Below are 20,501 nucleotides of genomic sequence, written 5' to 3' on the forward strand. Positions count from 1 at the left end.
TTGCAGCGCCCGCCAGTCCGGCACACACAGGGCCGGACGACATGGAAGCGAAACCTCCCCGCCGCACCCGCGAACGGATTCTCGAGTTGTCGTTGAAACTCTTCAACGAGATCGGCGAGCCGAACGTCACGACCACGACGATCGCCGAGGAAATGGAAATCAGTCCAGGCAACCTGTACTACCATTTCCGCAACAAGGACGACATCATCAACAGCATCTTCGCGCAGTTCGAGCAGCAGATCGAACGGCGGCTGCGCTTTCCCGAAGATCATCGTCCGACGATCGACGAAACCTGGTCGTACCTGCAGTACATGGCCGATTTCATGTGGACCTACCGGTTCCTGTATCGCGACCTCAACGACCTGCTCGCCCGCAACCGCACGCTCGAGACGCACTTCAAGCAGATCATCAGCCACAAGGTGCGCTTCGCGCGCGACATGTGCGAGCTGCTCGTGTCCGACGCCGAGATGGTCGCGACGCCCGCCGAGATCGAAGTCATCGCCACCAACATGGCCGTCATTTCGACGTACTGGCTGTCGTATCAGTACGTGATGCATCCGCGCAAATACAACGACCAGGACGCGATCCGCGAGGAACTGCACCAGGTCAGCATGCACGTGATCTCCGTGATGGCACCGTACCTGCGCGGCCGTTCGCGCCAGCTGTTCGACGACCTGGTCTCCGGCAAGCTGCCGAAGCGCCAGTTCACCGACTACCTGCCGCCGCGCGACGGTTCGCCGCGGCCCGCCGACAGCCCCGTCGTCACCGGGCAGGCACCCGCCAAGGACTCCAAGCAATGAAGGCTGTTTGTGTTTACTGCGGCTCGTCGTCCGGCGTGCGGCCCGTCTATGCCGACGCCGCGCGCGCATTCGGCCGCGCGCTCGTCGATGCGGGCCTCACGCTCGTCTACGGCGGCGGCCGGGTCGGCCTGATGGGCGTGATCGCCGACGAAGTGATGGCGGCCGGCGGCCGTGCGGTCGGCGTGATCCCCGAACTGCTCGTCGACAAGGAAGTCGGCCATACGGGGCTGTCGGAACTGCACGTCGTGCCCGACATGCACCATCGCAAGAAAATGATGGCCGATCTCTCCGACGCGTTCGTCGCGATGCCCGGCGGCGCCGGCACGCTCGAGGAGCTCTTCGAGGTCTATACGTGGGCGCAGCTCGGCTATCACCGCAAGCCCGTCGCGGTCTACAACATCGATTCGTTCTACGATCCGCTGATCGCGCTGCTGCGTCATACGGTCGACGAGGGCTTCATGCGGCCGGCCTATTTCGACGCACTGTGCGTCGAGTCGGAACCCGTCGAGCTGATCGAGCGACTGCGCCGCTACCAGCCGCCCGCCCGCGACAAGTGGGCACCCGACGCGGCCAAGTAACCGTCACCGGAACCCGCACGCGATGACCGCATCGTCCGATCGCAAGGCCGTCCTCATCACCGGCGCGAGCCGCGGCATCGGCCGCGCGACCGCCGTGCTCGCGGCCGAGCGCGGCTGGGACGTCGGCATCAACTACGCGCGCGACGCGGCGGCGGCCGAACTCACCGCGCAGGCCGTCCGCGACGCGGGCGGCCGCGCGTGCGTCGTCGCGGGCGACATCGCGAACGAAGCCGACGTCATCACGATGTTCGACACCGTCACGGCCGCATTCGGCCGCCTCGACGCGCTCGTCAACAACGCGGGCATCGTCGCGCCGTCGATGCCGCTTGCCGACATGCCGGCCGACCGGCTGCGGCGGATGTTCGACACCAACGTGCTCGGCGCGTATCTGTGTGCGCGCGAAGCCGCGCGCCGGCTCTCCACCGATCGCGGCGGCCGCGGTGGCGCAATCGTCAACGTCTCGTCGATCGCCTCCCGGCTCGGCTCGCCGAACGAGTACGTCGACTATGCGGGGTCGAAAGGCGCGGTCGACTCGCTGACGATCGGTCTCGCGAAGGAACTCGGCCCGCACGGCGTGCGCGTCAACGCGGTCCGCCCCGGCCTGATCGAGACCGACATTCACGCGAGCGGCGGCCAACCGGGCCGTGCGGCCCGCCTCGGCGCCACGACGCCGCTCGGCCGCGCGGGCGAAGCGCGGGAGATCGCCGAAGCGATCGTCTGGCTGCTGGGCGACGCGGCGTCCTACACGACGGGCGCCCTGCTCGACGTCGGCGGCGGCCGGTAATTCCGCACTGCGGCGCATCAAAAACCGCCGCCCGAAGCCATCCGTCGTCACGACACCACAAATCTCCACAATTTCGTGACACGAACGGTAATCCACCGTAACAATTCCGTGGTCTACTAGCGGACATTCAGACAGGTGTCATAAACACCCGTCCGTTGGCCTTTGATATGGCCCCAATCGGTCCTGCCCACGTCGCCGGATCCGCTCGACTCGACCCGAGATTCCTTCCATGCCTGGAACCGCAGCGCCCAGCCGGCGACGCACGTCTGTGCCCGCTCCGGCCCAGTACACCCATTCGACCGCCGACGCCGATCTCACCGCAACGCTCGATGCCACCGGCACGCCCGTCGCCGCCTCGAGCGCCGCCACCAGCACGACGCGCGAACGCTCGCGCCTGCTCGGCTGGCGCGCGTGGCTGTTCGTCGCCGCGCTGATCTGTGCGTATACGCTGCCGGGCGTGCTCGGCCACGATCCGTGGAAGCAGGACGAAACCTACACGTTCGGCATCATCCAGCACATGCTCGAGACCGGCGACTTCGTCGTGCCGACCAATGCCGGCCTGCCGTTCATGGAAAAGCCACCGCTCTACGCGTGGGTCGCGACCAGCCTCGCCTGGCTGCTGCAACGCGTGATGCCGCTGCACGACGCGGCCCGGCTCGCGAGCGCGCTGTTCGCCGCACTGGCATTCGGCTTCATCGCGCGCGCGGCGCGCGTCGCCAGCCGCGCGGATTCCTGGTTCGACCTGCGCGTGATCGGTCCCGTCGTGCTGAGCGCCGGCACACTCGTGGTCATCAAGCACGTGCACGACATGATGACCGACGTCGCGCTGTTCGCCGGCACGGCAATCGCGTTCTGCGGGCTGCTCGAACTCGTGATGCAGCACGTCGCGCGCGCGCAGCAGATGCGGCACGGGCTGCCGGTCCGGCCGTCGGGCCGCTGGGCCGCGCCGATCTTCGGCGCGGGCGTCGGCATCGCGCTGATGACGAAGGGGCTGTTCGTGCCGCTCGTGTTTGCCGCGACGCTCGTCGGCGCGATGGTGCTCTATCCGGCCTGCCGCACCCGCGCGTTCGCGCGCTCGCTCGGCGTCGCCGCACTGGTGTTCGCGCCGTTCGCGCTCGTCTGGCCGACCGCGCTGTTCCTGCGCTCCGAGACGCTGTTCATGACGTGGTTCTGGGATAACAACGTCGGCCGCTTCTTCGGTTTCTCCGTCCCCGAACTAGGCGCGGAAAACGACAAGCCGTTCTTCATCCTGCGTGCGTTCCTGCTCGTCGGCTTCCCGGTCGCGCCGCTCGCGATCGTCGCGCTCGCGCGGGGTGCGTGGCGCGACTGGCGCACGCCGCGCATTGCGCTGCCGGTAATGTTCACGGTCATCGGGCTCGTCGTGCTGCAAGTGTCCGCGACGTCGCGCCAGCTCTACATCCTGCCGTTCTTCGCGCCGCTCGCGCTGGTCGCCGCACAGGCGATCGACCGCCTGCCGCGCCAGCTGCATCTCGCGTGGGACTACCTGAGCCGCATCCTGTTCGGCACGGCCGCCGCGCTCGCCTGGGCCATCTGGGCGGTGATGGCCGATCCGGCCGCGTCGCGCAAGGATCTGACGCTGCTCGGCCGCTGGCTGCCGCTCGACTGGACGATGCCGATCGAACCCGCGCTCGTGATCGGTGCGCTCGTGCTGACGGTCGGCTGGCTGACGCTGCTGCCGAAGCTGCGTACGACGGGCGTCTGGCGCGGCGTGCTGTCGTGGGGCGCCGGCGCACTCGTTGCATGGGGGCTCATCTACACGCTGCTGCTGCCGTGGCTCGACGTCGCGAAGAGCTACCGCTCGGTGTTCGACGACCTGAACGCGCATCTCGCGCTCGAATGGAACGACGGCGACTGCATGGCGAGCCTGCACGGGCTCGGCGAATCGGAAGCGCCGATGCTGTACTACTTCTCCGGCATCCAGCACACGCCGATCGCCGACGCGAAGACGACGCGCTGCACCTGGATGATCGTGCAGGGCGTGCGGGCCGTCGATCCGGCGCCCGGCGACGAATGGAAACTGTTCTGGACGGGCGCCCGCCCGGGCGACAACGAGGAACTGCTGCGCGTGTACGTGCGCACGCCTGAACAGCACGTTGAGTAATGCGGGGCGGCACGGCGGCCGCGCCGCCATGCTTGCCCTCGTACCCGGCGTGGCGTGGTGAGCGCCACCGCCCGAGCAGCGAACAGCCATCGGGAAATGCGCGCCGCCGACCGGCGTGCCCTGCCGCCACCGTGCCCGCGTAACTCCACGGGCCTCCCCTCTTCCCGCGTCACGCCGCTGCCCGAATCGTCAGAACGACGAACCAGGTTCGCGAAGAAACGCCGTCTCTTCATCGCTCGATACCCGACCGAGAATCGCGTTCCGGTGCGGAAAGCGGCCGAAGCGCTCGACGACGGCCGCGTGCAGCAACGCGAAGCGGTGATAGCTCTCGCACCCTGCTTCGTCGCGAATGCCCGCGCACAGGCGCACGGCCTCACGCTGGCTCTCGACCGACTCGTCGTGCTCGAACGGCAGATACGCAAACGCGCGGTGATGCCCGCTCGGCAACTGGGCGTCCCAGCCGGCCGCGACGACGCGGCGCGCGAGCGCGAGCGCCTTCGGATCGGCGGCAAACGCGCGTGGCGTGCCGCGATGGATATTGCGGGAGAACTGGTCGAGCACGACGATCAACGCCAGCGCCCCCGACGGCGAGCTTGCCCAGTGATCGCATGCGCCGTCGCAAGCCGCGTCGAGCAACGCACCGTAGCGCGTGCGCAGCACGTCGTCGAACGCCGCGCCGCCGTTGAACCAGACCTTGCGGTTCTGCCCGAATTCGGCCGAGCCCGGCTGGCCGAACCAGAAATCGAGAATCTCTCGCGCTTGCCGATCGAGCGCCGCCGCGCCCGCGTGGGGGGTGTCCATCGTCATGCAAACTCCAGTACGAGGCGCCGGGTGCGCGCGCTCTTCTTTTCCAGTTTCGCGACCCGCAGCTCGCCGATTTCGGACGTATTGCGCACGTGCGTGCCGCCGCACGGCTGCAGGTCGACCTGCTCGATGCGCAGCAGCCTCACGCGGCCGAGGCCCGTCGGCGGCTTCACGCTCATCGTGCGCACGAGGTCCGGCCGTGCGGCCATCTCGTCGTCGGTGATCCATTCGGTCGTAACCGGGTGAGCGCCGCCCACCAGGCCGGCGAGGCGCCGCTCGACGTCATCGCGGTCGATCGCGTCGGACGTCGCGAAATCCAGCCGCACGTAGTCGGCCGTCACGCTGCAACCGTCGACCGCGTACGGCAGCACCGCGCACATCAGGTGCGCCGCGGTATGCAGCCGCATGTGGCGATAGCGGCGCAGCCAGTCGATCTCCGCGACCACGCGTGTACCGGGCTCGAGCGCCGCGACGCTCGCCTCCTGCCCCGGTGCGGGCACATGCACGGCGTCGTCGGGCGTCGCGCCGTCGAACCGGGCCTTGCGCGTATCGGCGATCGCGATCGTGCTGCCGTCGGGCAGCGTCAGCGTGCCGGTGTCGCCGGCCTGGCCGCCGCCGAGCGGATAGAACACGGTGCGGTCGAGCCGGATGCCGTCGTCGCCGATGGCCAGGACGACCGCGTCGCATTGGGTGAGGTACGCGTCTTCGCGAAACAGCGCTTGTGTCGTCATCGGGCGAGCCTCGTATCGATGGGGGGAAGCGGCCAGTGTCGCGCCACGCGGCGCACGCGCCCAGACGCAGATCGCCCCGCGCGCGGGCGGCGGCGTACCGGTCGATCAACCGGGCCGGTTGCGCATCCAGTCGGCCGTGTCGTAGAACGAATGCATGAGCCGCTCGCGCAACGGCTCGGGCAGCCCGATGTCCTCCATCGCCCACGCCATGCAACGCAGCCACTGGTCGCGCTCGACCGACGCGATCGGGAACGGCAGGTGCCGCGCGCGCAGCCGCGGATGGCCGAACCGGCTGATGTAGTGGTCGGGGCCGCCGAGCCACCCGCACAGGAACCAGAAAAACTTGTCGCGCGAACCGTCGAGCGAATCCGGGTGCAGCGCGCGAATCTGCGCGAACTCGGGCTCGAGATCCATCAGGTCGTAAAAGCGGTCCACCATTTCGCGCACGCGGGCTTCACCGCCCACGAGCTCGAACGCCGTCGGCTGCGACGGCGCATCGTCATTCACATCGGTCATACGGATAGTCGGAAAACAGGATCTTCGGGGCCGCCGGCGACGCTCATGCGTCGCGCAGCGACTGCAGCGCGGGGCACCGCAGCACATTATGCAGGCTCAGCCAGCCGGCCGCACCGGCGCACGCGACGCCGGCCGCGATGCCGGCCGGCACGAGCCACGGATCGACGGCGAGCTGGAAGTCGAACACACGTGACGCGAGCACCCAGCCGACCGCGATCGCGCCCGCCGACGCCAGCGCACCGGCCAGTGCGCCGACCACGACGAATTCCGCGCGCTGCACCGCGTTGACCTGCGCGCGCGACGCGCCGAGCGCGCGCAGCAGCGCCGCCTCGCGCACCCGCTCGTCGCGCGTACCGGCGAGCGCCGTGTACAGCACGAGCACGCCGGCCGCGAGCGTGAACATGAACAGGAACTGCACCGCGCCGACCACCTGCAGCATCATCCGCTGCAACTGCGCGAGAATCGGCGCGACGTCGATGGCGGTCAGGTTCGGATAGCGCGCGATCAGCGGATCGAGCAGCGCGGCATTCGACGCCGGCAAATGGAAGCTCGTCAGGTACACGGCCGGGAAATCCTTCAACACCGGCGGCGGCATCAGCACGAAGAAATTGACGCGGAACGAACCCCAGTCGAGCTTGCGCACGCTCGTGATCGGCGCATCGACCGTCAGCCCCGTCACGTCGAAGCGCAGCACGTCGCCCGGCTTCACGTTCAGCGTCTTCGCGAGGCCGGCCTCGATCGAGATCTGCGGCGTCGCCGCGGTGCCGAACCAGTCGCCTTCGACGATCCGGTTGTCGGACGGCAACCGGGTCGTATAGGACAAGTTGAACTCACGGTCGACGAGCCGGCGCGCCTCCTCGGACGGGTAGGCGTCCGGATTCACCGGCTTGCCGTTGATCGCGACGAGGCGGCCGCGCACCATCGGCTCGGGCACCGCGTCGCGCACGCCGTGCGCGGCCAGATAAGCCGCGACGTCGGCGCGCTGATCGGGCTGGATGTCGATCAGGAACTGGTTCGGCGCATCGGGTGGCGTCGACTGCTGCCAGCCCGCGACGAGGTCGTTGCGCGTGATCGCGATCAGCAGCAGGCACATCAGGCCGAGCGCGAGCGCGGTGATCTGCAGCGCGCTCGCCGTGCCGCGCCGGTGCAGCGACGCGAGCGCGTAACGCCAGCCGACGCCCGCGGCCACGCGGGCGTTGCGCACCGCGCGCGCGGCGGCGAACAGCACGAGCCGTGCGATCAGCGCGAAGCCGACCAGCGCGCCGGCGAAACCGCCCGCGACGATCAGCCCGAGTTTCAGGTTGCCGGCGGCCACGATCAGCAGCCCCGCGAACAGCACGACGCCGACCGCATACGCGGCCCACGCCGTGCGCGACGCGTCGCCCCACTCGCGCCGCAGCACGCGCACCGGCGGCACGCGTGTGAGCGGCACGAGCGGCGGCAGCGCGAAACCGAGCAGCAACACGAGCGCGGCGCCCATGCCGATCAGCGCCGGCCACAGCGTGGGGGGCGGCAGCACCACGTCGATCAGGCCACCGAGCGCGGCCAGCAACGCCCAGTGGCCACAATAGCCGAGCACCGCGCCTGCGGCGCCGGACACGATCCCGATGCCCACGAATTCGAGTGCGAACAGCGCGCCGAGCGTGCGGCGGCTCACGCCAAGGCAGCGCATCGTCGCGCAGCCGTCGAGGTGGCGCCGCATGTAGCGTTGCGCGGCCATCGCGATCGCGACCGCCGCGAGCAGCGCGGTGAGCAACGCGACGAGCGTCAGGAAGTGGCGTGCGCGATCCAGCGTCTGCCGCACCTGCGGCTGGCCTTCCTGCAACGACTCGAGACCGACGCCGCGCTGCTTCCCGCCGTCGACGCGTGCATGCGCATACGCCTCGAAACGCGCGACGGCCTGCTGGTCGCCGGCAACCAGCAGCCGGTACGTGACACGGCTGCCATAGCCGGTGAGCCCCGTCGCGGCCAGCTCATCCGCGCGCATCATCAGCCGCGGCGAGAAATTGACGAAGGAAAACCCGCGATCCAGCTCGCGGGAGATCGACGCGGCGACCTTGAACGTACGCAGCCCGACGCGCACCGTATCGCCCACCTTCAGGTGCAGCGCATCGAGCAGCGCCGGATCGGCCCATACGGTGCCGGGCGCGGGAATCGCAGCCGCCTTCTGCGCGGTGGCCGCGCCGGCCGGCAGGACCTCGACCGCGCCGCGCAACGGATACCCGGGCGACACGGCCTTCACGGCCGCGAGGCGCGACGGCGCCGCGTCGGTCGCCTGCCCGCCCATGGCGGACGCGATCATGCTCGGGAAGATGGCGGTCGTCGCAGTACGCAGGCCGAGCGCGCGGGCCTGCTGGTCGAACGACGGATCGACGGGACGATCGGCCCGCACGACGAAATCGGCGCCGAGCATCTGGCGCGCGTCGCGCTCGAGCCCCTGGCGCAGCCGGTCGGCGAGGAAGCCGACGCTCGTCAGCGCCGCGACCGCGAGCACCAATGCAAGGACGAGCAGCGTCAGCTCGCCCGCGCGCCAGTCGCGCGCGGTCATGCGGGCGGCCTGGTGGATCAGGTCGCGCAGGCCGAAGCGGCCGGCATGCGCGTTCACCTCATGGCCGGGTTGCCCGGCCGGCGGCTGCGCCGCGTGTTGCCGCCCCTTCAATCGCGCTTCCCCCCGATCGAGTTGAGCCGCGACACCATGTGGTTCGCCATGCCGCGAAAGCCGCCCGAGACACCGCGCCACAGGCGCGGGAGCGCCCACGCGGACGCCGCGATGAAGGCGGCAAGCAGCACGAGGAACGCGAGCGGAACGAAGAACGCGAGCGCGAGCCCGCCGACCACGAGGCCGTCCTCGGTCGACGACGCGATCCAGTTCGAAATCGGTTCCGGCGACAGATTGATCATCGCGCGCGTGCCGGCCTTCGCCACGTGCGCGGCACCGGCGAGCGATCCGCCGGCGAGCCCCGCGACCGCGAGCACGGTCGGATCGGCATGGCCGAGCGCGCCGGCTGCGAGCACGGCGCCGGCCGGAATGCGGATGAAGGTGTGCACGGCATCCCACAGCGAGTCGAACGCGGGGATCTTGTCGGCAAGGAATTCGGTGACGGTGAGCACGGCCGCCGCGCCGATGACCCACGGCGACATCAGGACAGCCAGCGTGTCGGGCAGATGGAGCCAGCCGAACCGCGCCAGCACGCCGGCGATCAGCACGGTCAGGTACAGGCGCAGGCCGCTCGCCCACGCGAGCCCCGCGCCGAGCGAAATGGCTTCGATCATGGCCCTCTCCTTGCACTTTCCGTGCGCTTTGCCGATTGATCGGATCGGACAGAACGGCCGCGCGGCGCGTGGCGACCGGCACCGCGTGCCGCGAGAAGCACGACGGTATTCAGGCCCGAATGCGTTCCATTATAGACAGGCCAGGCGCACGGCCGGCGCAATTCCGCGGTGCGGCAACCGGGTGTGTGCGCCCGGGTGCCATTGTTATGCAGCCGACGACAGCTTCAGGCCGATCAGCCCCGCGACGATCAGCACGGCGCTCGCGACGCGCGCGACGCTCAACGCCTCGCCCATCATCACGATGCCGAACACGAACGCACCGACCGCGCCGATGCCGGTCCATACCGCGTACGCGGTGCCGAGCGGCAACTGGCGCATCGCGACCGCGAGCAGCCCGAAGCTGGCCAGCGCCGTCACGATCGTAAACACCGACGGACCGAGCTTCGTGAAGCCGTCCGACGATTTCATGCCGGCCGCCCAGGCCACTTCCAGCAAACCGGCAATGAACAACAATACCCACGCCATCTCGACGTACTCCGTATCGGATGGGGCCGTCCCCGTTGAAACGAATGACCCGGGGTCGTCCCCGGGCGGCGCCGAGTATAACAAGATGCTTACGGACACGGCGCGTGGCCGCGGCCGATCAGGGGCGCGATCGCCCCGCGCCCGGTCAGTTCGACACGCGCTTCGGCGTGACGGCGGCGACGCAGCGGTCGTCGCGGTACAGCGCCCACTCCTCGCACACGCGGCCATCCTTGAACACGCACATGCCGACCTGCCCGCTCGACAGGTTGCGGGTCGTGTGACGGCCGCCGAGCTTGGCGCAATTGACCGACGCGGGATTGGCCATCGCCTGCTGCTGCGACGACGGTTGCTGCCCGGGCGGCAGCGGTTGGGCGAACGCGCCAGACGCGGCAAGCGCCAGCGCACAGATGACGACCAGACGGACGGACATTGCACGCTCCTCGTTTTCGTTCGCGGAACGGTCAGGATAACGGGGAATGAGCGCCGGGTGTGCAACGCGCGCGCCGGCCGCGAGACTGTCGCGCCGGCGCAACCCTGCCGGCACGCGACGTCACGCGCACGGGCGCCGCTGCGCCGCGGCTCCGTGCGTCATGCGGCGCCGACCAGCCGGTAGCCGACGCCCGTCTCCGTCACGATGTACTCGGGCTGCGCCGGGTCGCGTTCGAGCTTCTGGCGCAGGTGCGCCATGTAGATGCGCAGATAGTGGTGGCTTTCGACGTGCGACGGCCCCCACACGTCGCGCAGCAGCTGGCGGTGCGTGAGCACGCGTCCCGCGTGCCTCACGAGCGTCGCGAGCAGCCGGTATTCGAGCGGCGTCAGGTGCACGATCTCGTTGTCGCGCCACACCTGGCGCAGCGCGAGATCGACGGTCACGGTGCCGAAGGTCACCTTCGGCGACTCGTTCGCGCCGCCCTGGTTGCGCCGGCGCAGTTGCGCACGGATCCGCGCGCGCAGTTCGGACACGCCGAACGGCTTGGTCAGGTAATCGTCGGCGCCCGCATCGAGCGCCGCGACCTTCTCTTCTTCCTGCGTGCGCGCGGACAGCACGATCACCGGCACCTCGGACCAGCCGCGCAATTCCCGGATCACGTCGAGGCCGTCGGTATCGGGCAGGCCGAGGTCGACGATCACGAGATCGGGCTTGCGCGTCGCCGCGTCGATCAGCCCCTGCTTGCCCGTCTCGGCCTCGAACACCGCGATGTCCTCCTCCTCGAGCGCGGCGCGCACGAAACGGCGGATCTGCTTTTCGTCCTCGATCAGGACGACGGTCAGGCTGGGTTCACTCATGATCTGGCAATGATTCGGATGGGGACGACGCGCCCGGCACTTCGGGTTCGTCGTCGGGTACGGCAGGCGCGGCCGGCGGTGTCTCGACCGGCAGCGTGAACCAGAAACGCGCGCCCGTCACGTGGCCGTCGGGTGCCGTACGGTTGAACGCGCCGATTTTACCGCCGTGCGCCTCGACGATCGCGCGGCAGATCGCGAGGCCGAGGCCGATGCCCGGCGTCGCCGATTCCTTCTCGCCGCGCGTGAACTTGTCGAAAATGCGCGTTTCCATCCCGGCCGGCAGGCCGGGACCGTAATCGTCGACGAGCACGCGCACGAACGGCAGCCCGTCGTCGGTCACGCGCTCGGCGCCGATGTCGAGCGGCGTATCGGCCGGCGTGTACTTCGCCGCGTTCTCGAACAGGTTGGTGAACAGGCGCTCCATCAGCACCGCGTCCATCTGCAGGAGCGGCAGGTCGGCCGGCAGCACGACGCGCGCCGGATGGCGCGCAAGCACGCGCTTGCAGGCGGCGAGCGCGGCGCCGACGGTTTCCTCGAGCAGCGACCACTGGCGCTTCAACTGCAGGCTGCCGGCCTGCAGCCGCGCCATGTCGAGCAGGTTCGTGACGATGCCCGTCATCCGCAGCGCCTCGTCGTGGATCGCGTCGACGAGTTCGCCCTCGCGCTGCGCAAAGCGTTCGGCCGCCGCGGCGTCGCCGCCCTGCGCGGCCGCGCGCCCGTTCGCGAGCATCGACGAGAAGCCGACGATCGTCGTGAGCGGCGTGCGCAGGTCGTGCGAGATCGCCGACAGCAGCGAGTTGCGCAGCCGCTCCGATTCCATGTTGACGAGCGCGTCGCGCGCGATCTCGACGTAGTGCACGCGTTCGAGCGCGAGCGCGATCTGCGCGGCGAACGCGTCGAGCATCCGCTGCTGCTCCGGCACCTCGAGTTCGCGCGGCTCGCGCGACGCGACCGCGAGCACGCCGCGCGTACGCATCGGCGCCTTCAGCGGCAGGTACAGCGCGGCCGTCGCGGGCAACGTATCGGTGCCGCGGCCGGCCGGCTTCTGCTGGTCGTATACCCACTGGCCGACGTCGCTGTCGAGATCGGCGCCCGTCAGCGTGACGGCCGCATCGGGCTCCTCGATCTTCTGCCGCACCTTGTCCGCACTGTCGGGCAGCAGGAACGCGACGCGCGCGCGGAACACCTCGCCCACGTGACGGCTGCCGATCTCGACGATCTGCTCGGTCGTCAGCGCCGCGCCCAGCTCGCGCGCCATCGCGTAGATCGCACCGGTGCGGCGCTCGCGGCGCTGCGCGACGCTCGCCTGGCGCGTCAGCGTCGACGTCAGGTGGCTGATCACGAGCGACGTCAGCAGCATCCCGAAGAAGGTCAGCAGGTATTGCGTGTCGCTGACCGAGAACGACATGCGCGGCGGCACGAAGAAGTAATCGAACGCGGCCACCGACAGGAACGACTGCAGCACGCCCGGGCCGCGCCCGAGCCGCACGGCCGAAAACACGACGCCGAGCAGGTACAGCATCACGAGGTTCGTGAGGTCGAGCCGCTCGGACACGAGGCTCGCGACGACCGTGATCGCCGCGCAGATCGCGGCCGCATACACGTAGTGCCGCGGCGGCGAACGGTGCGTGCCGAACTGCGCGAACGCGTCACGCCAGTCGCGCGCACCTGCGTCCAGCGGTGCCGTGCGCGCCTCGTCGCTCGCGGACGCCCGGATCAGCATCAGGTCGACGTCGCCCGCGCGCTCGGCAAGCTTCTCGCCGAACGGCCGCACGAAGCGGCGCACGAGCCCGACCTTCGGCGAGCCGCCCGCGACGATCTTCGACACGTTGCGCACCTTCGCATAGCCGATCAGCGCGGCAACCGCGTCGGCGCCGGCGAGCGTGGCCGTCTCCGCGCCGAGCTCGGCCGCGAGCTTCAGCGCATCGAGCGTGCGCTGCCGTCGCGCATCGGGCAGCCGCTGCAGGCGCGGCGTCTCGACATAGACGGCGATCCAGTCGGCCTTCAGGCTCGCGGCGAGCCGCGCGGCCGCCCGCACGAGCGTCGGCGCCTCAGGGCCCGGCCCGACGCACACGAGCAGCCGCTCGCGGGCCTGCCAGATGCGCTGGATCGAGCGGTCGGCGCGGTATTCGCGCATCTGCGCGTCGACGCGATCGGCCGTACGCCGCAGCGCCAGTTCGCGCAGCGCGATCAGGTTGCCCTTGCGGAAGAAGTTGCGCACCGCACGCTCGGCCTGCTGCGCGAGATAGACCTTGCCGTCGCGCATCCGCTCGAGCAGCTCCTCGGCCGGCAGGTCGACGAGCGTGACTTCGTCGGCCGCATCGAACACGCGGTCGGGCACCGTCTCCCACACGCGGATGCCGGTGATCGCGCCGACCACGTCGTTCAGGCTTTCGAGGTGCTGGACGTTGACGGTCGTGTAGACGTCGATGCCCGCGTCGAGCAGTTCGTACACATCCTGCCAGCGCTTCAGGTGCCGCGCGCCCTGCACGTTCGAATGCGCGAGTTCGTCGACGAGGATCAGTTGCGGCTCACGCGCGAGCGCGCCGTCGAGATCGAATTCGGCGAGCGTGCGGCCGCGATACTCGATGCGCGCGAGCGGCAGCACGTCGAGGCCGTCGAGCAGCGCGGCGGTTTCGCTGCGCCCGTGGGTCTCGACGATGCCCACGACGACGTCGACGCCTTCCTGCAGGCGCTGGCGCGCGGCCTGCAGCATCGCGTAGGTCTTGCCGACACCGGCCGATGCGCCGAAGAAGATCTTGAGCTGGCCGCGCCGCTGTTTTTCTTCGTCACGCTGCAGCTTGTCGAGGAGTTGGTCTGGATCGGGACGATTCATGCGTCAGAAAGGCGGAGCGCCCGGATGCGCGCGAGTACGAGCATTGTTGTTCCAAATCGCCGCAAAAGGCAAAGACGGCGCATGCGCCGTCGGGAAAAGTCGCGTCCGGCGCGGATCGGGCCGCGCCGGACGCCGGTTGCCGCCGGAAACCCGGACGCGCGGTCAGTGCGCAGCCTGCGCCGCGTCGAGCGCGAGGTTCAGCTGCAGCACGTTCACGCGCGGTTCGCCGAACACGCCGAACTGGCGGCCCTTCGTGTTCGCGGCGACGAGCTGCGCGACCGCGTCGGGCGCCAGGTTGCGTGCCTTCGCGACGCGCTCGACCTGGTACGCGGCGGCGGCCGGCGTGATTTCCGGATCGAGGCCGCTAGCCGACGCCGTCACGAGGTCGACCGGCACGGGCTTCGACATGTCGGTGCCCGCGTCGCGCAGCGCGGCGATGCGCCCCTTCACCTGGTCGGCAAGCGACGGGTTCAGCGGGCCGAGGTTCGAGCCGCCGGAGCCGGTCGCGTTGTACGGCATCGGCGTCGTGGCCGACAGGCGGCCCCAGAAGTACTTCGGCGCATCGAACGGCTGGCCGATCAGCGAGGAGCCGACCGCCTTGCCGTCCTTCTCGATCAGGCTGCCGTTCGCCTGCGACGGGAACACGGCCTGGCCGAACACGGTCATCACGGCCGGGTAGGCGAGCCCCGTCACGGCAGTCAGGACGACAAAGAGCACGACGAGCGGACGAATCAACGTTTTCATGATGTTTCCTTCAAATACGGCCGGCTCAGGCCCAGCCGAGTGCAGCGAGCGTCATGTCGATCAGCTTGATGAACGGGAACGGCAGCAGCACGCCGCCGAGGCCGTACACCAGCAGGTTGCGGCGCAGGAGCGAGGCCGCGCCGAGCGGCCGGTACGTGACGCCCTTCAGCGCCAGCGGAATCAGCGCGACGATGATCAGCGCGTTGAAGATCACCGCCGACAGGATCGCCGACGCCGGCGACGTCAGGTGCATGATGTCGAGCACGCGCAGTTGCGGGTAGGTCGTCACGAACGCGGCCGGGATGATCGCGAAGTACTTCGCGATGTCGTTCGCGATCGAGAACGTCGTCAGCGAACCGCGCGTCATCAGCATCTGCTTGCCGATCTCGACGATCTCGATCAGCTTGGTCGGGTTCGAGTCGAGGTCGACCATGTTGCCGGCTTCCTTCGCCGCCTGCGTGCCGGTGTTCATCGCCACGGCGACGTCGGCCTGCGCGAGCGCCGGCGCGTCGTTGGTGCCGTCGCCCGTCATTGCAACCAGACGGCCCGCCGCCTGATGCTCGCGGATCGTCGCGAGCTTGGTTTCCGGCGTCGCTTCCGCGAGGAAATCGTCGACGCCCGCTTCCGCCGCGATCGCCGCGGCCGTCAGCCGGTTGTCGCCCGTCACCATCACGGTCTTGATGCCCATCTTGCGCAGTTCGGCGAAGCGCTCCTTGATGCCGCCCTTCACGATGTCCTTCAGCTCGATCACGCCGAGCACGCGCGCCGCGCCTTCATGCAGGTCGGCCACGACGAGCGGCGTGCTGCCGCGGCGCGCGACTTCGTCGACCGCGCGGCGCACTTCTTCCGGGAAGCGGCTGCCATGCGTCTCGACGTAGTTGCGGATCGCGTCGGCCGCACCCTTGCGGATTTCACGGCCCGGCAGGTCGACGCCGCTCATCCGCGTCTGCGCGGAGAAGCCGATGAACGTCGCGTGCAGTTGCCCCATGTCGCGCTGGCGAATGTTGAAGCGCTCCTTCGCGAGCACGACGATGCTGCGGCCTTCCGGCGTTTCGTCGGCGAGCGACGACAGTTGCGCGGCATCGGCCAGCGCTTCCTCGGTCACGCCCGGCGCGGGCACGAACGTCGATGCCTGGCGGTTGCCGAGCGTGATCGTGCCGGTCTTGTCGAGCAGCAGCACGTCCACGTCGCCGGCGGCTTCCACCGCGCGGCCCGACGTCGCGATCACGTTCGCCTGCATCATGCGGCTCATCCCGGCCACGCCGATCGCGGACAACAGGCCGCCGATCGTCGTCGGGATCAGGCACACGAGCAGCGCGACGAGCGCGGTGATCGTCACCACGTGGCCGGCCTTCATCGCTTCGACCGAGAACATCGAGAACGGCAGCAGCGTGGCGGTGGCGAGCAGCATCACGATCGTCAGCGCGACGAGCAGGATCGTCAGCGCGATCTCGTTCGGCGTCTTCTTGCGCTTCGCGCCTTCGACCATCGCGATCATCCGGTCGAGGAACGCCTCGCCCGGGTTCGCGGTGACCCTGACGACGATCCAGTCCGACAGCACGCGCGTGCCGCCCGTGACCGACGAGAAGTCGCCGCCCGATTCGCGGATCACCGGTGCGGATTCGCCGGTGATCGCCGATTCGTCGACCGACGCGACACCGTCGACCACCTCGCCGTCGGCCGGGATCACGTCGCCCGCTTCGACCAGCACGACGTCGCCCTTGCGCAGCTCGGTCGCGGTCGTGATGCGGATCGGCGACTTCGGATGCGGCTCGTTGAGCTTCTTCGCCATCACGTCTTTCTTCGCGCTGCGCAGCGACGCGGCCTGCGCCTTCGAGCGCCCTTCGGCGAGCGCTTCGGCGAAGTTCGCGAACAGCACGGTGAACCACAGCCACAGCGCGATCGCGAGGATGAAGCCGGCGGGCGCCTCGGCCTGGCCGGCGAGCGCCGCGATCCACAGGATCGTGGTCAGGATGCTGCCGACGTACACGCAGAACATCACCGGGTTGCGGAACTGCGTGCGCGGCGTGAGTTTCTTGAACGAGTCCACGATCGCCGGGCGCAGCAGCGCCGGATCGAACATGGACCGTGTTGCGGAATGTTGAGTCATTGCGATCTCTTCAATCTCTTCAGTCTTTTCAATGTGTCGCCATAAGGGCCCGCATCACGCGCCCAGCCACATCATCAGGTGCTCGACGCCCGGGCCGAGCGCGAGCGCCGGCACGTAGGTCAGCGCGCCCACCAGCAGCACGGTGCCGAGCAGCAGCACGACGAACAGCGGACCGTGCGTCGGCAGCGTGCCGCTCGTCGCCGCGATGCGTTTCTTCGCGGCGAGCGAACCGGCGATCGCCAGCACCGGCACGATCGTGCCGAAGCGGCCGAACCACATCGCGATCGCGGTCGTCCAGTTGTAGAACGGCGTGCCGACCGTCAGGCCCGCGAACGCGCTGCCGTTGTTGTTGGCGGCCGAGCTGAACGCGTACAGGATTTCCGAGAAGCCGTGCGGCCCCGGATTCGCGATGCCGGCCTTGCCCGCGTCGGCGAGCACGGCGATCGACGTACCGACCAGCACCAGCAGCGGCGTGAGCAGCACGACGATCGACACCATCTTCATCTCGTACGACTCGATCTTCTTGCCGACGTATTCCGGCGTGCGGCCGATCATCAGGCCGGCGACGAACACCGCGAGCAGCGCGAACACGAGCATCCCGTAGAGACCCGAGCCGACCCCGCCGTAGATCACTTCACCGAGCTGCATCAACAGCATCGGCACGAGGCCGCCGAGCGGCGTCAGCGAATCGTGCATCGTGTCGACGGCGCCGCACGACGCGGCCGTGGTCGCGACCGTGAAGATGCCGGTCTGCGCGATACCGAAGCGCGTTTCCTTGCCTTCCATGTTGCCGCCCGGCTGCAGCGCGCTCGTCGACTGGTCGACGTGCAGCGCGGCGAGCGTCGGGTTGCCGGCCTGCTCGGCGCTCACCTCGAAGCCGATCGCGATCACGAACGCGACCGTCATCGCCGCGAGCACGGCGATGCCCTGCCGGCGGTCGCCGATCATGCGGCCGAACACGAGGCACAGCGCGGCCGGGATGATCAGGATCGCGAAGATCTGCAGGAAGTTCGCGAACGGCGTCGGGTTTTCGTACGGGTGCGCGGAGTTCGCGTTGAAGAAGCCGCCGCCGTTGGTGCCGAGCATCTTGATCGCTTCCTGCGACGCCACCGGGCCCATCGCGAGCGTCTGTTTCGTGAGCGGGGTCGGCACCGTCACCGGGTTGCCCTTGTCGTCCTTCACCGGATTGCCCTGCGCGTCGAGCTTCGGCGCGGCGTAGGTGCTCGCCTGCAGCACCGGCACGTCCTGGTACGACTTCATGTTCTGGATCACGCCCTGGCTCATCAGCAGCGCGGCGAGGATCATCGACATCGGCACGAGCACGTACATCGTCACGCGCGTGAGGTCGACCCAGAAGTTGCCGATGGTCTGCGCGGTATGACGTGCGAAACCGCGGATCAGCGCGATCACGACGACGATGCCGGTTGCCGCCGACAGGAAGTTCTGCACGGTCAGGCCGAGCATCTGCGTCAGGTAGCTGACGGTCTGCTCGGGCGTGTAGTCCTGCCAGTTCGTGTTGGTGACGAAGCTGACGGCCGTGTTGAACGCGCCGTCGACCGTCATCGCACCGAACTGCTGCGGGTTGCCGGGCAGGAAGCCCTGCAGCCGCAGCAGGCCGTAGAGGAACAGCGCGCCGAGCGCGTTGAACGCGATCGTCGCGACCGCGTACTGCTTCCAGTTCATCTCGCTGCCGGCGTCGACGCCGGCAATGCGGTACAGCGCGCGCTCGAGCGGCCCGAATACGCGCACGACGCGCGAACTGCCGTCCATCACCGCGGACAGATAGCGCGCGACCGGAACGGCCGCCGCCAGCAGCACGACGATGAAGAGCAGCGTCTGAAAGAGATTGTTCGCGTTCATTCGATGTCCTCCGCGCGCAGCAGCGCAAAGACGAGATACGCGAACAGCAGGGCCGTCGAGGCGCCCGCCAGCCAAAGCATCCAGGTCATGCTCGCCCCCCGCGACCGTATTGCACGAGCTTGTCGCAACCGGCAATCAAACCGAGGATCAGCGCGGTGAAGAGCACCAGTGCGCCGATAAATACCCCATCCATTTTTCTGTTCTCCATCGTCGAAATCAGACGACTAGAACCTTATGGGAACGCACGTAAAGGACGGGTCAAAGGTATCGGGGCGCGTATAAAAAACGCGTAAACGTGGAATTCGGGTGGAGGACGGCGGGAACCGGGAGGCGGGAGGCGGGACGGGCGGCGCCGTGGCGCCGCCCGGACAAGCGCGTGCCGGCATGGCGCCGGCACGGGGAGACCAGTCAGGGAACGAGGATCGTCGAGCCGGTGGTCTTGCGCGCTTCGAGATCTTCATGCGCGCGGCCGACTTCCGCGAGCGGGTAGCGCTGGTTGATGCTCGTCTTCACCTTGCCCGACAGGATCACGTCGAACAGCTCGGCGGCCGCGGCTTCGAGATCGGCGCGCTTCGCGATGTACGAGAACAGCGTGGGGCGCGTAAAGAACAACGAGCCGCGCGACGAGAATTCCTTCGAGTCGATCGGCGGCAGCGGGCCCGACGCGTTGCCGAAGCTGACGAAATAGCCGAGCGGCGCAAGGCTATCGAGCGAGCCGATGTAAGTGTCCTTGCCGATCGAGTCGTAGACGACCGGCACGCCTGCGCCGTTCGTGATCTCCTTCACGCGCTGCGTGAAGTTCTCGCGCGTGTAGACGATCGGATGGTCGCAGCCGTGCGCCTTCGCGAGTGCGGCCTTCTCGTCGGAGCCGACCGTCCCGATCACGGTCGCGCCGAGCGCCTTCGCCCACTGGCACACCAGGAGGCCGACGCCGCCGGCCGCCGCGTGGATCAGGATCGTGTCGCCGGCCTTCACCGGATACGTGCGGCGCAGCAGGTAGTGAGCGGTCAGGCCCTGCAGCATCACCGACGCCGCGTCGTCGTAGCTGATGCCGTCCGGCAGCTTCACGAGCCGCTCGGCCGGCATCACGCGTTCCTGCGCGTACGCGCCCGGCGGCTGCCCGACGTACGCGACGCGGTCGCCCGCCTTGAACGCGGTCACGCCTTCGCCGACGGCCGTCACCTCGCCCGCCGCCTCCATCCCGAGACCGCCGGGCAGCGCTTGCGGGTACAAACCGGTGCGGAAATAGACGTCGATGTAGTTGAGACCGACCGCGTGCTGCCGGATGCGGACTTCACCTGCCTTCGGTTCGCCGACCTCGACATCGACCCACTTCATCACGTCCGGGCCGCCCGGCTGGTCGTATCGGATTGCTTTCGGCATCGTTTCGCTCCTCGTGTCTGATTCGGTCAGGGAAAAATCCGGGTCGCCGATCCGCGGAGCCCGGCCTCATGCGGGTACCGGGCGGCAGGCGCGCGTCGCGACGCACGATTCTCGCGCGCCGCGGCCATCCGTGCATGGCCCTGCCGCC

Annotated in this window: 19 protein-coding genes; 4 read left to right on the top strand and 15 right to left on the bottom strand. The window is 69.0% G+C overall.

What is annotated here, in order from left to right:
* The first annotated feature begins 41 nt into the window (after window positions 1–41).
* The 4 genes from CFB47_RS13320 to CFB47_RS13335 all read left to right on the top strand — a co-directional run bounded on the left by CFB47_RS13320 (window position 42) and on the right by CFB47_RS13335 (window position 4,284).
* Window positions 42–800 carry a TetR/AcrR family transcriptional regulator gene (locus CFB47_RS13320; protein ID WP_021161119.1) on the top strand — a complete coding sequence of 253 codons (759 nt, stop codon included), beginning with the start codon at window positions 42–44 and terminating at the stop codon, window positions 798–800.
* A complete protein-coding gene (locus CFB47_RS13325; RefSeq protein ID WP_048020480.1) occupies window positions 797–1,378 on the top strand; it encodes a TIGR00730 family Rossman fold protein in 582 nt (193 codons plus the stop codon). The genes CFB47_RS13320 and CFB47_RS13325 overlap by 4 nt, the downstream gene beginning before the upstream one ends.
* Window positions 1,379–1,400: 22 nt before the next feature.
* Window positions 1,401–2,162, top strand: a complete 762-nt coding sequence (locus CFB47_RS13330; RefSeq protein WP_089461438.1) for an SDR family oxidoreductase — start codon at window positions 1,401–1,403, stop codon at window positions 2,160–2,162.
* Between the two features lie 229 nt (window positions 2,163–2,391).
* On the top strand, window positions 2,392–4,284 hold the full coding sequence (locus CFB47_RS13335) for a glycosyltransferase family 39 protein (protein WP_089461439.1): 1,893 nt from the start codon (window positions 2,392–2,394) through the stop codon (window positions 4,282–4,284).
* Between the two features lie 189 nt (window positions 4,285–4,473).
* On the opposite strand, the gene CFB47_RS13340 is transcribed toward CFB47_RS13335, so the two are convergent.
* The 15 genes from CFB47_RS13340 to CFB47_RS13410 all read right to left on the bottom strand — a co-directional run bounded on the left by CFB47_RS13340 (window position 4,474) and on the right by CFB47_RS13410 (window position 20,353).
* Complete coding sequence (locus CFB47_RS13340) at window positions 4,474–5,091, bottom strand: DUF924 family protein (RefSeq protein WP_089456651.1); 618 nt, start codon at window positions 5,089–5,091, stop codon at window positions 4,474–4,476.
* On the bottom strand, window positions 5,088–5,819 hold the full coding sequence (locus CFB47_RS13345) for an alanyl-tRNA editing protein (RefSeq protein ID WP_089461440.1): 732 nt from the start codon (window positions 5,817–5,819) through the stop codon (window positions 5,088–5,090). The genes CFB47_RS13340 and CFB47_RS13345 overlap by 4 nt, the downstream gene beginning before the upstream one ends.
* A 105-nt stretch (window positions 5,820–5,924) precedes the next feature.
* Window positions 5,925–6,335 carry a group II truncated hemoglobin gene (locus CFB47_RS13355; protein WP_069248490.1) on the bottom strand — a complete coding sequence of 137 codons (411 nt, stop codon included), beginning with the start codon at window positions 6,333–6,335 and terminating at the stop codon, window positions 5,925–5,927.
* 43 nt (window positions 6,336–6,378) lie between these two features.
* Window positions 6,379–8,994 carry an ABC transporter permease gene (locus tag CFB47_RS13360; protein ID WP_179258949.1) on the bottom strand — a complete coding sequence of 872 codons (2,616 nt, stop codon included), beginning with the start codon at window positions 8,992–8,994 and terminating at the stop codon, window positions 6,379–6,381.
* Complete coding sequence (locus tag CFB47_RS13365) at window positions 8,991–9,608, bottom strand: DUF4126 domain-containing protein (RefSeq protein WP_089440682.1); 618 nt, start codon at window positions 9,606–9,608, stop codon at window positions 8,991–8,993. The genes CFB47_RS13360 and CFB47_RS13365 overlap by 4 nt, the downstream gene beginning before the upstream one ends.
* Before the next feature lie 204 nt (window positions 9,609–9,812).
* Window positions 9,813–10,133, bottom strand: a complete 321-nt coding sequence (gene sugE, locus CFB47_RS13370) for a quaternary ammonium compound efflux SMR transporter SugE (RefSeq protein WP_071334771.1) — start codon at window positions 10,131–10,133, stop codon at window positions 9,813–9,815.
* A 145-nt stretch (window positions 10,134–10,278) separates the two neighbouring features.
* Window positions 10,279–10,563, bottom strand: coding sequence for a DUF333 domain-containing protein (locus CFB47_RS13375; RefSeq protein ID WP_089440683.1), 285 nt, complete (start codon window positions 10,561–10,563; stop codon window positions 10,279–10,281).
* 158 nt (window positions 10,564–10,721) lie between these two features.
* Window positions 10,722–11,420: a two-component system response regulator KdpE gene (gene kdpE, locus CFB47_RS13380; protein WP_039370506.1), complete on the bottom strand. Its 699-nt coding sequence runs from the start codon at window positions 11,418–11,420 to the stop codon at window positions 10,722–10,724.
* Window positions 11,413–14,256, bottom strand: coding sequence for a DUF4118 domain-containing protein (locus CFB47_RS13385; protein ID WP_089461441.1), 2,844 nt, complete (start codon window positions 14,254–14,256; stop codon window positions 11,413–11,415). The genes kdpE and CFB47_RS13385 overlap by 8 nt, the downstream gene beginning before the upstream one ends.
* A 162-nt stretch (window positions 14,257–14,418) precedes the next feature.
* Window positions 14,419–15,000, bottom strand: a complete 582-nt coding sequence (gene kdpC / locus CFB47_RS13390; protein ID WP_089440685.1) for a potassium-transporting ATPase subunit KdpC — start codon at window positions 14,998–15,000, stop codon at window positions 14,419–14,421.
* 25 nt (window positions 15,001–15,025) lie between these two features.
* The gene (gene kdpB / locus CFB47_RS13395) at window positions 15,026–17,110 is read right to left on the bottom strand and encodes a potassium-transporting ATPase subunit KdpB (RefSeq protein WP_089461442.1); all 2,085 of its coding nucleotides are present in this window, start codon (window positions 17,108–17,110) and stop codon (window positions 15,026–15,028) included.
* A gap of 54 nt (window positions 17,111–17,164) precedes the next feature.
* Entirely contained in the window at window positions 17,165–18,970 is a 1,806-nt protein-coding gene (kdpA, locus tag CFB47_RS13400) for a potassium-transporting ATPase subunit KdpA (protein ID WP_089440687.1), read from the bottom strand.
* On the bottom strand, window positions 18,967–19,059 hold the full coding sequence (gene kdpF, locus CFB47_RS13405) for a K(+)-transporting ATPase subunit F (RefSeq protein WP_006752209.1): 93 nt from the start codon (window positions 19,057–19,059) through the stop codon (window positions 18,967–18,969). Before kdpF ends, kdpA begins: the two co-directional genes overlap by 4 nt.
* Window positions 19,056–19,178: a hypothetical protein gene (locus CFB47_RS41740; protein ID WP_256093628.1), complete on the bottom strand. Its 123-nt coding sequence runs from the start codon at window positions 19,176–19,178 to the stop codon at window positions 19,056–19,058. Before CFB47_RS41740 ends, kdpF begins: the two co-directional genes overlap by 4 nt.
* 200 nt (window positions 19,179–19,378) lie before the next feature.
* On the bottom strand, window positions 19,379–20,353 hold the full coding sequence (locus CFB47_RS13410) for a quinone oxidoreductase (RefSeq protein WP_089456655.1): 975 nt from the start codon (window positions 20,351–20,353) through the stop codon (window positions 19,379–19,381).
* Window positions 20,354–20,501 lie beyond the last annotated feature (148 nt).

This window comes from Burkholderia sp. AU27893 (genome assembly GCF_002223205.1).
Taxonomy (GTDB): domain Bacteria; phylum Pseudomonadota; class Gammaproteobacteria; order Burkholderiales; family Burkholderiaceae; genus Burkholderia.